Annotated in this window: 12 protein-coding genes; 10 read left to right on the forward strand and 2 right to left on the reverse strand. The window is 44.7% G+C overall.

The genetic code is table 11. From position 1 onward, the window contains the following. Positions 1-4 precede the first annotated feature (4 nt). The 3 genes from VP98_RS16290 (at position 5) to VP98_RS16300 (ending at position 4,228) form a co-directional block, all read left to right on the forward strand. Positions 5-1,615: a gamma-glutamyltransferase family protein gene (locus tag VP98_RS16290; protein ID WP_046176443.1), complete on the forward strand. Its 1,611-nt coding sequence runs from the start codon at positions 5-7 to the stop codon at positions 1,613-1,615. A gap of 311 nt (positions 1,616-1,926) precedes the next feature. Then, positions 1,927-3,510, forward strand: coding sequence for an ATP-binding protein (locus tag VP98_RS16295; protein ID WP_046176444.1), 1,584 nt, complete (start codon positions 1,927-1,929; stop codon positions 3,508-3,510). Positions 3,511-3,532: 22 nt separating this feature from the next. Further along, positions 3,533-4,228 (forward strand): response regulator, encoded by a 696-nt coding sequence (locus VP98_RS16300; protein ID WP_046176460.1) that lies wholly within the window; start codon positions 3,533-3,535, stop codon positions 4,226-4,228. A 37-nt stretch (positions 4,229-4,265) separates the two neighbouring features. Here VP98_RS16300 and VP98_RS16305 read toward each other — a convergent pair whose 3' ends face one another. Beyond that, positions 4,266-5,054, reverse strand: a complete 789-nt coding sequence (locus VP98_RS16305; protein WP_046176445.1) for a class I SAM-dependent methyltransferase — start codon at positions 5,052-5,054, stop codon at positions 4,266-4,268. A gap of 30 nt (positions 5,055-5,084) precedes the next feature. Beyond that, positions 5,085-6,125 (reverse strand): tripartite tricarboxylate transporter substrate binding protein, encoded by a 1,041-nt coding sequence (locus tag VP98_RS16310; protein ID WP_046176446.1) that lies wholly within the window; start codon positions 6,123-6,125, stop codon positions 5,085-5,087. A 262-nt stretch (positions 6,126-6,387) separates the two neighbouring features. Here VP98_RS16310 and VP98_RS16315 point away from each other — a divergent pair, with 262 nt between their 5' ends. The 7 genes from VP98_RS16315 (at position 6,388) to VP98_RS16345 (ending at position 13,171) form a co-directional block, all read left to right on the forward strand. Continuing rightward, entirely contained in the window at positions 6,388-6,834 is a 447-nt protein-coding gene (locus VP98_RS16315; RefSeq protein ID WP_046176447.1) for a tripartite tricarboxylate transporter TctB family protein, read from the forward strand. An 18-nt stretch (positions 6,835-6,852) separates the two neighbouring features. Then, on the forward strand, positions 6,853-8,379 hold the full coding sequence (locus VP98_RS16320; protein WP_046176448.1) for a tripartite tricarboxylate transporter permease: 1,527 nt from the start codon (positions 6,853-6,855) through the stop codon (positions 8,377-8,379). Between the two features lie 11 nt (positions 8,380-8,390). Continuing rightward, positions 8,391-8,639, forward strand: coding sequence for an HPr family phosphocarrier protein (locus VP98_RS16325; RefSeq protein WP_046176449.1), 249 nt, complete (start codon positions 8,391-8,393; stop codon positions 8,637-8,639). A 119-nt stretch (positions 8,640-8,758) separates the two neighbouring features. Further along, positions 8,759-9,460: a response regulator transcription factor gene (locus VP98_RS16330; protein WP_046176450.1), complete on the forward strand. Its 702-nt coding sequence runs from the start codon at positions 8,759-8,761 to the stop codon at positions 9,458-9,460. Next, positions 9,457-10,449 (forward strand): sensor histidine kinase, encoded by a 993-nt coding sequence (locus VP98_RS16335; RefSeq protein ID WP_046176451.1) that lies wholly within the window; start codon positions 9,457-9,459, stop codon positions 10,447-10,449. The genes VP98_RS16330 and VP98_RS16335 overlap by 4 nt, the downstream gene beginning before the upstream one ends. A gap of 90 nt (positions 10,450-10,539) precedes the next feature. Then, positions 10,540-11,304 carry an ABC transporter ATP-binding protein gene (locus VP98_RS16340; protein ID WP_046176452.1) on the forward strand — a complete coding sequence of 255 codons (765 nt, stop codon included), beginning with the start codon at positions 10,540-10,542 and terminating at the stop codon, positions 11,302-11,304. Beyond that, entirely contained in the window at positions 11,279-13,171 is a 1,893-nt protein-coding gene (locus tag VP98_RS16345; protein WP_046176453.1) for an FtsX-like permease family protein, read from the forward strand. Before VP98_RS16340 ends, VP98_RS16345 begins: the two co-directional genes overlap by 26 nt. The last annotated feature ends 95 nt before the right edge of the window (positions 13,172-13,266 follow it).

Below are 13,266 nucleotides of genomic sequence, written 5' to 3' on the forward strand. Positions count from 1 at the left end.
TGAGATGAATACAGATGTGCATTATAATCCTTACAGGACAAAGCGGGAGCCGGTTTTTGCCCGCCGTGGTGTTGTAGCGACGGCGCAGCCATTAGCGGCACAGGCCGGGCTTGATATGCTGAAAAAAGGCGGCAATGCGGTAGATGCCGCTATTGCCGCGGCGGCTTGCCTGACCGTCTTAGAGCCGACATCAAACAGCCTGGGAGGCGATGCCTTTGCGATTGTATCGCGCGAAGGGAAGCTGCACGGGCTCAATGCAAGCGGACCGGCTCCGCATTCTATTTCTATTGATGAGTTAAACAAAAGGGGACATAAAGAAATGCCCAAGCATGGCGTTGAACCAATCACAGTTCCCGGGGCTCCCTCTGCCTGGGCAGCTCTATCAAAAAAATTCGGACGGCTTCCGTTTGAGCAGCTGTTTGAGCCTGCCATTTACTACGCGGAGCATGGATACGCTGTTTCACCCGTTGTAGCTGCTCACTGGCAGGAAGCCTGCAAGGAGTTTAAGAAAGCGCTGACAGAACCTGTCTTCGAAGAATGGTTTCGTGTTTTCGCGCCAGAGGGCTGTGCTCCGCTGGCAGGGGAGATATGGAGATCACCGGACCATGCAAAGACGCTGCGTGCCATTGCTCAAACAGGGGGCGAGGATTACTACCGGGGCGAAACAGCTGCAGCGGTGGCTGCCCACATTCAGTCATCGGGCGGCTTTCTGGCCGAAGAGGATTTAGCCCGGTACCAGCCCGAGTGGGTCGATCCTGTTTCTATAAGATACCGGGACTATGAAGTATGGGAGCTGCCGCCGAACGGGCAGGGAATGATCGCGCTGATGGCGCTGAACATGCTGAATGGCCTTTCATTCTCAGCGAAAGAGGAACTGGATTCATACCATAAACCGATTGAAGCGATGAAGCTGGCGTTTGCAGATGGCGAAAAGTACATAACAGACCGCTCACGGATGACAGCATCTGAAGCCGGTCTTTTAGCAGCGGAGTATGCTGAACAAAGACGAGCGCTGATCGGTCCCGAAGCATCCGAGCCTGCCCCGGGTGAACCGCCGTACTGTGGAACTGTTTATTTAGCGGCAGCAGACGAGGACGGGATGATGGTCTCCTTTATTCAAAGCAGCTATACCGATTTCGGCTCAGGGGTGGTGGTGCCGGGAACAGGGATCTGCCTGCAAAACCGCGGCCATAATTTTTCGCTGAATCCGGCTCATCAAAATGCGCTTGAAGGCGGCAAAAAAACCTATCATACTATTATTCCGGGCTTTTTAACGAAAAACGGCGTGCCGGTTGGCCCGTTTGGGGTAATGGGGGGCTTTATGCAGCCGCAGGGGCATGTGCAGGTGCTCATGAATATGATTGATTTTCAATTAAACCCACAAGCGGCGCTTGATGCGCCAAGGTGGCAATGGATAAAGAAAAAAGAGCTGCTGCTGGAGCCGGCATTCAGTGAGGAACGAGCCCAGCAGCTAAACCGGCTCGGACATAACGTTTCGTTCAGTTATAACGCTACGCCGTTCGGCCGGGGGCAAATCATCATCCGCAATGCCCAAACCGGTGTTTATTGTGCCGGTACAGAAACAAGAGCGGATGGAGCAATTGCATCCTGGTAAAGAAACAGCAAAAAGGGTTTTGCCAAAGGAACTTATTTCTTTGGCAAAACCCTTTTTTTTGTTAACAGGATAAGTGTGGGATAGCTGCAACTTCCGTAAAGTCCCCTCAAGGCTGCTTTCGCTGAATCAGCTATTACAATTTCTCCTGAAAGATCATTAAATACCATTGCAAAGCTAAACGGCACTTTGACTTTTTAAAAAATCAGATAATAAATTTTATGGATAAAATGAACGAAATGTTGACAACGGATTAAAAATATCGAATTAATGAAAAAGAAGATTGGCGCACAAGGCCGGAAAGAGGGAATCAGATGACAGCTTTTTTTAAACAGCCAAAACTTCTCACTCAAATGATCTTTCTTATTTCAGCTGTTGTCTGCTTAACAGTTCTTTTTGTAAGCGCTATCTCTATGGCGGTAATCGATGAGCTGACAGAAGAAGCACTGGGAAGCCAGGCAATGACAGTAGCAAAGATGGCAGCTCAAAAGAACAAAATTATTGAAGCTTTTAATAAGGCAGAACCATCTATACAGATTCAGCCGATTGCTGAAGAAATAAGAAAAGCAACTGGTGCGGGGTACGTGGTAATCGGAAACAAGGAAAATATCCGTTATTCCCATCATCTTGAAGAAAACATTGGCAAAAAAATGGGGACAAGCAGCAGCCTGACAATTAAAGAAGGAAAATCGGTTATTTATAAAGGAACCGGTATATCGGGTTCAGCAATTAAAGCGAAAACACCGATCTTTGATAAAAAGGGAGAAGTGATCGGGGTTGCATCGGTTGGTTTTTTAACGGCTGAAGCGGAAAAAAGAATGGACGAATACCAATTTAAACTTCTTATTTTAGCGCTGTTTATCAGCCTGCTTGGCGTAACCGGCGCCACTGTTATTGCCAGGCGCGTGAAAAAGTTAATATTTGATCTTGAGCCGGAAGAAATTTCATTTTTATTTAAAGAAAAAGAAGCGACGCTTGAATCTATACGTGATGCAACAATCGCTGTAAACAGGAACCATAAAATAACGTCGATAAACAAAAGAGCAAGAAAATTGCTGGAAAATCAAATTGAGCCGGATGGAAAAATAACGAATAAACGGTTAGTCGATATGGCGGCTTCTGTTATAAAGCAAGGAAAAAGTATTATTCACCAGCAAATACTGTTTGATCACCAGCTCTATGTAGTAGATAGCTCTCCTATTTGGCAAAATGCCAAAACAGACGGTGCTGTCTTAACAATCCGCCCTGTTTCAGAGATCGAAAAGTTAGAGAAGGAGGTATCAGCCGTTAAAAGTATTACAGACAATATCCGGGCTCAAAATCATGAATATTTAAATAAGTTAAATACAATCTATGGGTTAATGGAATTGGAGCAGTACGATGAAGCAAGGGCTTTTATAGCGGGTGAAGTAAAAGAACGTCAGGATATAGTCGTTTTTTTAACTTCATCAGTGAAAGATCCTTATATTGCTGCTTGTCTTCTCGGCAAAATACATCGCTCAAAAGAAATGAAAGTGAAGCTTGTTATTGATGAAAACAGCAATCTTTCGTTTGTGCCTCCTTCGCTGGATACAAAACTATTTGTAACGGTATTGGGCAATGTCATTGATAATGCAATGGAGGCGGCAAGCCGGTTTATGGGTGAAGAAGCTTTTGTAAACGTTTCATTCACGGATTTTGGGGACGATATTGTTTTTGATATTGAAGATAATGGTCCCGGTATTCCGCCAGAGCAGCAGGAGGACATTTTTTTAGAAGGATTTACAACAAAAAAGGGAGAGAATCACGGAATAGGCCTGGCAATTGTTCAACATACACTGCAGAAACTAAAAGGGGATATTTATATTTCTGAAGGAGGCAGCAGTGGTGCTCAATTCACCATTACCATTCCAAAATGATAAAGCTAAAAGGGGATTAAATATGCTGACAATAAATGTGATGATCATTGAAGATGATGAGACAACGGTGAATATTTATCAAAAATTTATTCAAAAAGTTCCCGGCTTTCAAATTATCGCTTCTGCAAGCACGGCAAAGCAGGCATTGGACTTATTAAATGTTTTTACCCCGGATCTTATTTTGCTCGATGTATTTCTGCCAGATATGAAAGGGACCGATTTGCTCTGGGAAATCCGCAAAGAAATAAGAAGTGTGGATGTAATTATGATCACGGCAGCAAATGATGTGCATACTGTCAGCGAATCTATTAGAGGAGGCGCTTTTAGCTACATGATGAAGCCGATTATGATTAATCAGTTTCTCTCTACATTGGAACAATACAAAGAAACAAAAAATAAACTGTCTCATTCCGCTGTCATGGAACAAGGAGATGTGAACCGTTTTTTTGGAATGAACGGCTCCGGTCTCTCTCTAAATGCGTTAAATCAAGTGAGTGAGCTGCCTAAAGGAATCGACAAGCATACTTTAAAAAAGGTCCGTACCCACATGAAGCAAATGACCGGCAGCATCAATGCGGAAGAAACGGCGAAAGCCATCGGAGCAAGCCATTCGACGGTTCGTCGTTATTTAGAATATCTTGTTTCAAAGGAAGAGGTGGAGGTCGATATTTTATATGGAACGATTGGGCGCCCCGAAAGAAGGTACCGAAAAAAATAAAGGGAGGACCTCAAGTACAGAAGGCCCTCCTTTTATTTTATCTTTCTTTTTTCTCAGCCATTACCATCCACTCATCGAGTTCGAATGAATGAATGCTGCCATTATGGATTTGGATAGAGAAGTGGCTGGCCGCTGCCTGGTCAGCGGAATGAAGATGAGCATCCACCTTCTGAATCTGCTCGGCAGAAGAAGCTGTCCGGCGCACCCATTCCGGGTAGCCAAGTATTTTTCTGCGTACTTGCTCATTCACAATGTTTAAATTTGATTTATTCAGCCATTCTTTCCACTCTGACACAGCGTAGCTGCGGACGTGGCTTGGGTCACGCAATGATTCAAGCTGATTTACAAAGGTGTCTAGCAATTTGTCTTCCGGCGAGATATTGTCAATCAAAATAAACCGGCCGCCGGGTTTTAACACACGAGCCGCTTCTTTTACGAATAAATCCGGGTTTGGAAAATGGTGGGCGGCGATTCGGCATGTAACCGCATCAAATGTATCAGATAAAAACGGCAGAGCTTCAGCATCTGCTGCCATATAAAAAACATTATCAGCATATTGATCCAAATGCTTTCTCGCTGCTTCAAGCATTTCTACTGTTAAATCTGTAGCGTAAATCCGGGCTGTATAAGGGGCCAGTGCTTTCGCTGCATGGCCGCCTCCTGTTGCGATATCTAATACGACAGAATCGGGTGCAAGCTGCAGCCATTCCTGGAGCAGAGACAAATCTGTCCCGGTAGAATGGGTGCTGCTGGTCACATACTGCTCCGCCGATTGCCCGAATTGCTTTTTAACCTTTTGTTTTGCTGCTTCTGCGGATTCTTTCAAGTTTAATTCTCCTTTTTTAACAGAATAAATTTATTTCTGCATGTTGAGAGATTCCAGAATTTCCTGTACTAATACTTCCTGCTCTTCTAGGAAAGCTGTAAATTCTTCAGAATTTTTATAGCCATCTTCCCATCCATTTGTTTGAAGAACTTCCTGCCATTCAGGAGTTTTGACCATTTCTGCAAGTGTTTTATTCCAATAATCCACTGCATAATCAGGCATTTCCTTTGGGCCGAACAAGCCGCGCCAAATCGTGAACTCTGCATCAATTCCTGATTCCTTATAAGTTGGAATATCTTCATATGTGCCTTTTAGTCTCTCAGGAGAAGATACGCCGAGAACACGAATTTTTCCTGCTTTTAAATATTCGCCAGTGCCGGAAATATCCGTTGCGAGTACATCAGCGTTGCCGCCAATAAGAGCTGTCATCGCTTCGCCGCCGCCATCGTAAGATAAGTATTTAATCTTAGCCGCATCAACGCCCGCTTTTACTGCCGGAAGCATGGCGACTAAATGATCCTGCGAGCCTGGCGCTGAGCCGCCTGCCAGCGTTAAACTTTCAGGGTTTGCTTTTAAGTCTTTAAATAGGGATTCTAAATCTTTGTACTTTGAATCCGCCGGTACAACGATTGCGCCATAATCTTTCGTTAATTGAGCGATCGGTGTTACGTCTTTATAGGAATGCGGGCTGTTTCCTTCTTTTTTCAAATTATTAATAAGAAGCGGCACGGAAGGAAGGAAGAGACGATACGGATCTTCAGGGTCCTGGCTTATAAAGTCTGCAAGACCGACCGCTTGTCCGCCGCCTGGCTTGTTTTCAACTGTCATGGTTTGTTCTGTTAAGCCCGTATCGCTTAATACCTTCGTTAGTGCCCGGGCGGTTGTATCAAGACCTCCGCCTGCTCCTGATGGTGCATTAATCACAATCGGCTTTTCAGGATAAGCAGCATTTTCTTCGCTGCTCCCTCCGGTTGAAGAAGATGTTGACTGGCCGCATGCCGCCAAACTCAGTGCTAGTGCGCCAGCCGTGAGGAAGCTGCCCCACTTTCTTACATTTAATGATGTTTTCATCTTACTGCCCCTTTCGGAAAAAATGTTAACGCTTTCATAACGGGATCTTACCATCGTGGCTATGCTGAGAACAGTTTATTTGCATTCATCTTATAAAGATTATTAAAAAACATTAGTTTCATATTTTTCATGATCAATTGTATTCCTGTAAAAAATATGAACGTTATTGAAGTTATGTGAAAAAACTTCTATCCTTTTGCATTTGCTGTTAATTTAAGAAAGCGGTTACATTAAAAATTTTTATTAAAGCGGGGTGGGGAAAATGAACAAAACGTTTGATCGTTATGCAAGCATAATTTTTTTGGTTATTGGCATTTTTTTCGTTGTAGAAAGCCGGAAAATTGGAGCCAGTTCCTATGGAAGCAATGTGGGGCCGGATATTTTCCCGATTGGGCTAGGAGTGCTGCTCATCTTATTAAGTATCAAGCTATTTATTGAAACAATAAAAATGAAGAGCGAAACTGGAAAGGGTGCGAAGCCTGATTACAAGCGGTTTTTGATTATTTTTGCAGCGGCTGTTCTCTATGTAGCATTGCTTGAGCCGCTTGGCTACGTGATCACCACCTTTCTCTTTTTAGTTATCGGCTTTCAGGTTTTGGAAAAAGGCGGCTGGGTAAAAACGATTTTAATTGCATTCGCGTTTTCATTCGGTATTTATTATGTATTCGTCAATGTCTTGCAGGGATCGCTCCCTGGTTTTCCGATTTAATTTAAGGAGGTGCTCCGTATGGAGGCAGTGCAGTTTTTAATGAATGGGTTTGGCGTTGCCATGCAGTGGCACAATTTATTGTTTGCTTTTTTTGGAGTTTTAATTGGAACAGCAGTCGGCGTGCTGCCTGGTATCGGACCGATGAGCGGAGTAGCGCTTCTTATTCCGATTACAGCTACATTAACATCTGGACTTGATCCGCAAAGTGCAGCGGCCAGTTCAATTATTTTGTTGGCCGGGGTGTATTATGGCGCCATGTACGGCGGATCGACGACCTCTATCTTATTAAACACGCCTGGTGAATCATCATCAGTCGTGACAGCGCTCGATGGATACCAAATGGCGAGGCAGGGCCGTGCAGGAGCCGCGTTATCAATCTCGGCGATCGGATCGTTTGTAGCAGGAATTGTATCGCTTCTTGGCTTAACATTGCTTGCCAGGCCGTTGTCGGAGCTGGCTCTTTCATTCGGTCCTGCTGAATATTTTTCATTGATGCTGCTCGGTTTGTGTGCAGTAAGCGGGCTGGCAGGAGGCTCCATCACAAAAGCGCTGATTATGACAGTTGCCGGCCTGCTTTTGGCTACAATCGGTATGGATAGCATTTCGGGTGTTTCCCGCTTTACGTACGACAATGCGTATTTGTATTCCGGCCTTGAATTTCTTACAGTGGCAGTTGGATTATTTGCTCTTGGCGAAGTGTTTCGGACTATTTTAGACAGGGACAAAGAAGACGGCAGCATTGCCAAGGTCGGGCGCATTTTGCCGACCAGGCAGGATATGAAGGAGAGCACGGCACCAATTGTCCGTGGATCGCTGCTCGGCTTCTTCATCGGCGTGCTCCCAGGTGCGGGAGCTACGCTTGCTTCATTCTTTTCCTACATTGCGGAAAAGAAACTAAGCAAACAGCCTGAAAAGTTCGGCCGTGGGGCCATTGCAGGAGTAGCGGCACCGGAGTCCGCCAATAACGGCGCATCAGGCGGTGCCATGATCCCGCTATTAACAATGGGGATTCCCGGGTCCGGCACCACTGCAATTTTAATGGGTGCCCTCATTATGTATAACGTACAGCCGGGTCCGCTTTTATTTGAAGACAACCCGGAAGTGGCATGGGGGCTCATTGCCAGTATGTTCATTGGGAATGTCATGCTTCTTGCGCTGAATATGCCGCTTGTAAAAGTGTTTGCGAAAGTAATTGAAACTCCGGCTAAATATTTGCTGCCGATTATTATAGCGATTTCAATTTTTGGTGTATATGCTGTTCAGTTTAATACATTTGACCTGGCGTTGCTGCTTATTTGCGGCCTGCTTGGCTACTTCCTATCCAAAAATGATTATCCGGTTGCACCGCTTGTTTTAGCGCTTGTGCTTGGGCCAATGATTGAAAACAATATGCGCCGGGCTCTTACAGCTTCCAATGGGGACTTTTCCATTTTTATCACAAGTCCGGTTTCACTGATTTTCTTAGTCATCGGTGCCCTTTGGATCAGTATTCCGCTTTTAATGAAAATGCGCGGCCGTTCGGTCATCATTAATGAAGAAGGATAAGGGGGATAAAGATGGAGCTAGGACCTACATTTGCGCATTTTGTCGTCGAATTGAATAAAACCGCTCAGCAGTTTCAATCAAGTATTGTGTTGAAAACAGACCATCGCAGCATCGATGTAAAAAGTATTTTAGGATTAACACATTCTATTCTTACATCAAAAGCTTTCAAGCTTGAAATTCACGGGCCGGATGAGGAGCAGGCTAAACGCGAAATGGCTCAGGTGTTCCATGATTTTCATATGTCAGTAGAAGTAAATTAGCAAAAAGAGCAGGCTCAATTTAGCCTGCTCTTTTTGTGTATTCACCTCGCAAGCACTGTGCTAAAACAATGCTTCGAAAAAACCCCTTTTTCTGCCATAATGATATGGGGGTGATGGAAATGCAAAAGATTATGATTGTAGAAGATGATTCGAAAATTGCCGTCCTTCTAAAAACGTATATTGAGAAGTACGGCTGCCGGGTGCATGTAGTCAGCGACTTTGATCATGTGCTGAATGATTTTCATACATATCAGCCGGATCTTGTGTTGCTTGATATTAATTTACCAAGCTTTGACGGCTTTTATTGGTGCCGGCAAATCCGCAAAGATTCGATTTGCCCTGTTTTGTTTATTTCCGCACGGGATGGAGAAATGGATCAGGTAATGGCACTTGAAAATGGCGGCGATGATTATATAACAAAGCCTTTTTATTATGAAGTGGTCATGGCGAAAATACGAAGCCATCTGCGCCGGGCATATGGAGAATATGCGTCAAAGACGGAAGAGCGTGTAGTGGAAGCGGGCGGCATGAAGCTTTATCCAGAGCGTATGGAACTTCAACTTAACGGAAAAATGACAATGCTGACAAACAAAGAAGCGGCGATTATTGATTTATTAATAGAGCGCCATCCGCGTGTGGCGAGCCGGGAAGCTCTTCTTGAAAAACTATGGGATGACCAGGCGTATGTGGATGAAAACACATTAAATGTGAATATGGCCCGGGTTCGCAAAAAACTTCAAGAGCTTGGGGCCAAAGATGCAGTCGAAACGGTCAGAGGTGCCGGCTACCGGCTTCATATACCGGAAGGGGAAGAGAAATGAAGCTGTTTTTTCGCGAGCACAGGCTGTTGATTGCTGTTCAGCTCATTCAGTTTAGCTTCATTCTGGGTGTTTACTGGCTTGATGGCTATCACCGTCTCAAGCCGGCACTGTATGGCTGTTTTTTAGGTCTTTTTTTTCTGGCTGCCTATCTTGCTTACTATTACGGAACACGGCGGACATTTTACAACAGGCTGAGCCGTCCGATCGAATCCATGGAGGATTCGCTGCAAAAAGCGGAAACGGCTCCTTTACCAGAAGCACTTCGTGAACTGCTCAAGTCCCAGTACCGTCATTATGAAAATGAATTAAAAGCAATGGAGCGCCAGCAAAACGATCATCTTACCTTTATGAATCAATGGGTGCATCAGATGAAAACACCGCTGTCGGTTATCGAATTAACCGCTCAGCAGCTGGATGAGCCGGAGTCATCCAGCATTCGGGAAGAAACAGAAAGGATGAGGGCCGGACTGAATACGGTTTTGTATATGGCAAGGCTCCGGACATTTGAACAGGATTTTCATATAAAAACGATTCAGCTCTCCGCTGTTATTGAAGCAGTCATTACAGAAAGCAAGCGGCTGTTTATTCGCAGCAGCGTTTATCCTAAAGTCAGCATCAGTCAGAAGATAACAGCTGCATCAGATGAAAAGTGGCTGTTTTTTATGCTGCAGCAGCTTGTACAAAATGCAGTGAAATATTCAGCGGGAAAAAGCAAGGAACTTCACATTTCTTTATTTGCCTGTGCGAAAGAAGCCGTAATTGAAGTGAAAGATTTTGGAGCCGGTATTCCGAAAACAGATATTCAGCGGGTATTTGATCCATTTTTCACCGGGGAAAACGGCCGCTATTTCCGGGAGTCAACCGGCATGGGGCTTTATATTGTGAAGGAGGCGGCACACCGGCTTGACCACCGTATTGAAATCGATTCGGAGCAGGGCAAAGGAACTACTGTGCGGATTTTCTTTACCTCATGGAGAAACCTTACATAATTGTAAGACTGGTGAAAGAAAAACCGATGGCTTGAAAGATATAAAGAACGTACACTGATCTTACAAACAATGTTGAAGGGAGATCAGTGTATGCTGAATGTAAAAAACGTAAGCAAAGTTTATGAAGGAAAAGTATCATACCGGGCACTTTCCGATATTGATTTAACCATTGAAGAAGGTGAGTTTGTCGGCATTATGGGACCGTCTGGAAGCGGAAAAACCACCCTGTTAAATATGATTGCGACTATTGATGAGCCGACAACGGGTGAAGTTTTGCTGAGAGGAAAAAATCCTCATCAATTAAAAAGAAATGAGCTGGCGAAATTCCGCCGCAGGGAGCTTGGCTTTGTGTTTCAGGACTTTAATTTGCTTCACACGCTGACAGTAGAAGAAAATATCGTTCTCCCGCTGACACTTGATGGGGAAAAGGTAAGCGAAATGAAAAGTAAAGCTGCTGCCGTAGCGGAGCAGCTCGGCATTAAAGAAATTATGAGCAAGCGAACATATGAAATTTCCGGCGGCCAGGCACAGAGGGCGGCGGTGGCGAGAGCGATGATTCATTCTCCAGGCCTGCTGCTTGCTGACGAGCCGACGGGAAACCTGGATTCAAAATCCTCCAGGGCTGTGATGGAAATGCTTGAAGCAATCAACCGTGAGCAGAAAACGACAATGATGCTGGTTACCCATGATCCGCAGGCGGCAAGCTATTGCCAGAAGGTTATCTTTATCCGTGATGGAAAACTGTACACTGAAATCCACCGCGGTGATAACCGGCAGGCATTTTTCCAGAAAATCATTGATACACTTTCACTGCTGGGAGGCGACGCACATGACCTTTCGTCAGTTCGCGTTTAAAAATGTTCTGCGGAACAAGCGTCTGTATGCCGCCTATTTTTTAAGCAGCTTGTTTTCGGTCATGGTGTTTTTCACATTTGCTGTTTTTGCTTTTCATCCGGCGCTTGGAGAAGGAGCCTTTGTTCAATCTGTTTCGATTGCATTGATGACAGCAGAAGGAATTATCTTTTTCTTTGCCTTTTTTTATGTACTGTACTCGATGGGTGCTTTTTTAAAAACACGAAAAAACGAATTCGGCCTGCTGATCATGCAGGGAATGTCGCCTGTGCAGCTTCGCTTAATGGTATTTCTGGAAAATCTGCTGATCGGCTTTTTCGCCACAATTGGCGGTATTGGACTGGGACTCGTTTTTGCCAAGCTTATTCTGCTCATCGCAGAAAATGTACTGCTTATTGGAACAGAGCTGAATTTTTACATGCCGGTAAAAGCGATGATCCTGACATTTGCGGCTTTTGCTCTGCTGTTTTTGTTTATTTCATTTTTTACAGCTGTCCTTCTGCGAAGCGGGAAGTTAATTGATTTAATAAAAAGTAAAAAGCAGTCAAAAGGAGAACCGAAAGCATCAAAATGGCTGTCCTTGCTTGTTGTACTTTTGATCGGCGGCGGCTACACGGCAGCTCTTCTCGTTGAAGGAATGTATGTTGCCTATGCACTGGTTCCAGTCGTCATTGTCGTAGTAGCAGGCACTTACTTTTTATTTACACAGTTGAGTGTCTATATCATTCGCCGTTTAAAAGAAAAGCCGGCGGTTTTTTGGAAAAAAACAAATATGCTGCTGTTTTCTGACTTATCGTTTCGCATGAAGGATAACGCCCGGACGTTTTTTATGGTCGCGATTGTCTCGACAGTAGCCTTCAGTGCAATAGGCACATTATACGGCTTTAAATCGCTTTTAAATACAGCCGTTTCAGAAGAAAATGCTTATTCGTTAACCTATACAATTTCTGAAGGAAATACAGAAGCGGAAAAACAGGATGTAAATAAAATAAATGAAGTATTGGCAGATAAAGAGATAGAAGCCCGGCGTGAACATATGGTTTTATCCTATTTCAATATTAAAGGGCAGGAAGGCCCTTTGCTGATCATAAAAATTTCGGATTTTAACCGGTTTGCCGAATTGGCCGGTGAAAAGCCGGCGGTTGTTGCCGCCAATGGCGCTGCTGCTATTGAGTATTCGAACGAGACGTTTGAAGCCTATAAATCAGGCGAGGAACTGCTGGACACCCGCATTCCCCTTTTATCAGGCGGCAGCCTGAAGCCAAACCAGGTTATCAAAACGCAGGCTATGCCGGCAGCCAGAGGCCTGGTTGTACCGGATTCGGTATTTGAGCAGCTTGGAAAGCCGGTTCAATCGGAGTCATTTTATGCCTGGATGAGCGGGGATTCTGCCAAAAAGCTAATTGACGCAGGAGAAGTGCTTTCTGAAGAGCTGCAAAATGGAGAGCAGCCGTACTTTTTTGCATCGGATTTTGTTTTGTATCAATTAAATGCCGGCTATGGGCCGACATTATTTGTCGGGCTCTTTATCGGAATGGTATTCTTTATTTCCTCCGGCAGTATTCTTTATTTCAGGCTGTACAGCGATTTAGATGATGATAAAGAAAAATTCCGGGCCATTGCAAGGATGGGTTTAACGGAACAGGAGCTGAAAAAAGTATTGAATCGGCAGATTGCTCTTTTATTTTTCTCACCGATTGTTGTGGCCCTGATCCACGGAATCGTGGCGTTGACAGCCCTGGCGAGTATGTTTTTTCAGCCGTTTTTTATCGAGTGTGCTTATGTGCTTCTTATCTTTACGATCATTCAAGTCGCCTACTTTTTTATCGTACGCTACTTCTATGTAAAACAAATAAAATCCGCCCTGTAAAAGGGCGGATTCAGGCTGTTGACAAACGCCCGCTTTCGGCGTCACTTGCCGGCTGTGAATGCTCATGACCCCAATAGGTCACTCCGCTTCCCAGC

The sequence above is a fragment of the Domibacillus indicus genome, assembly GCF_000970685.1.
Classification (GTDB): Bacteria; Bacillota; Bacilli; order Bacillales; family Domibacillaceae; genus Domibacillus; species Domibacillus indicus.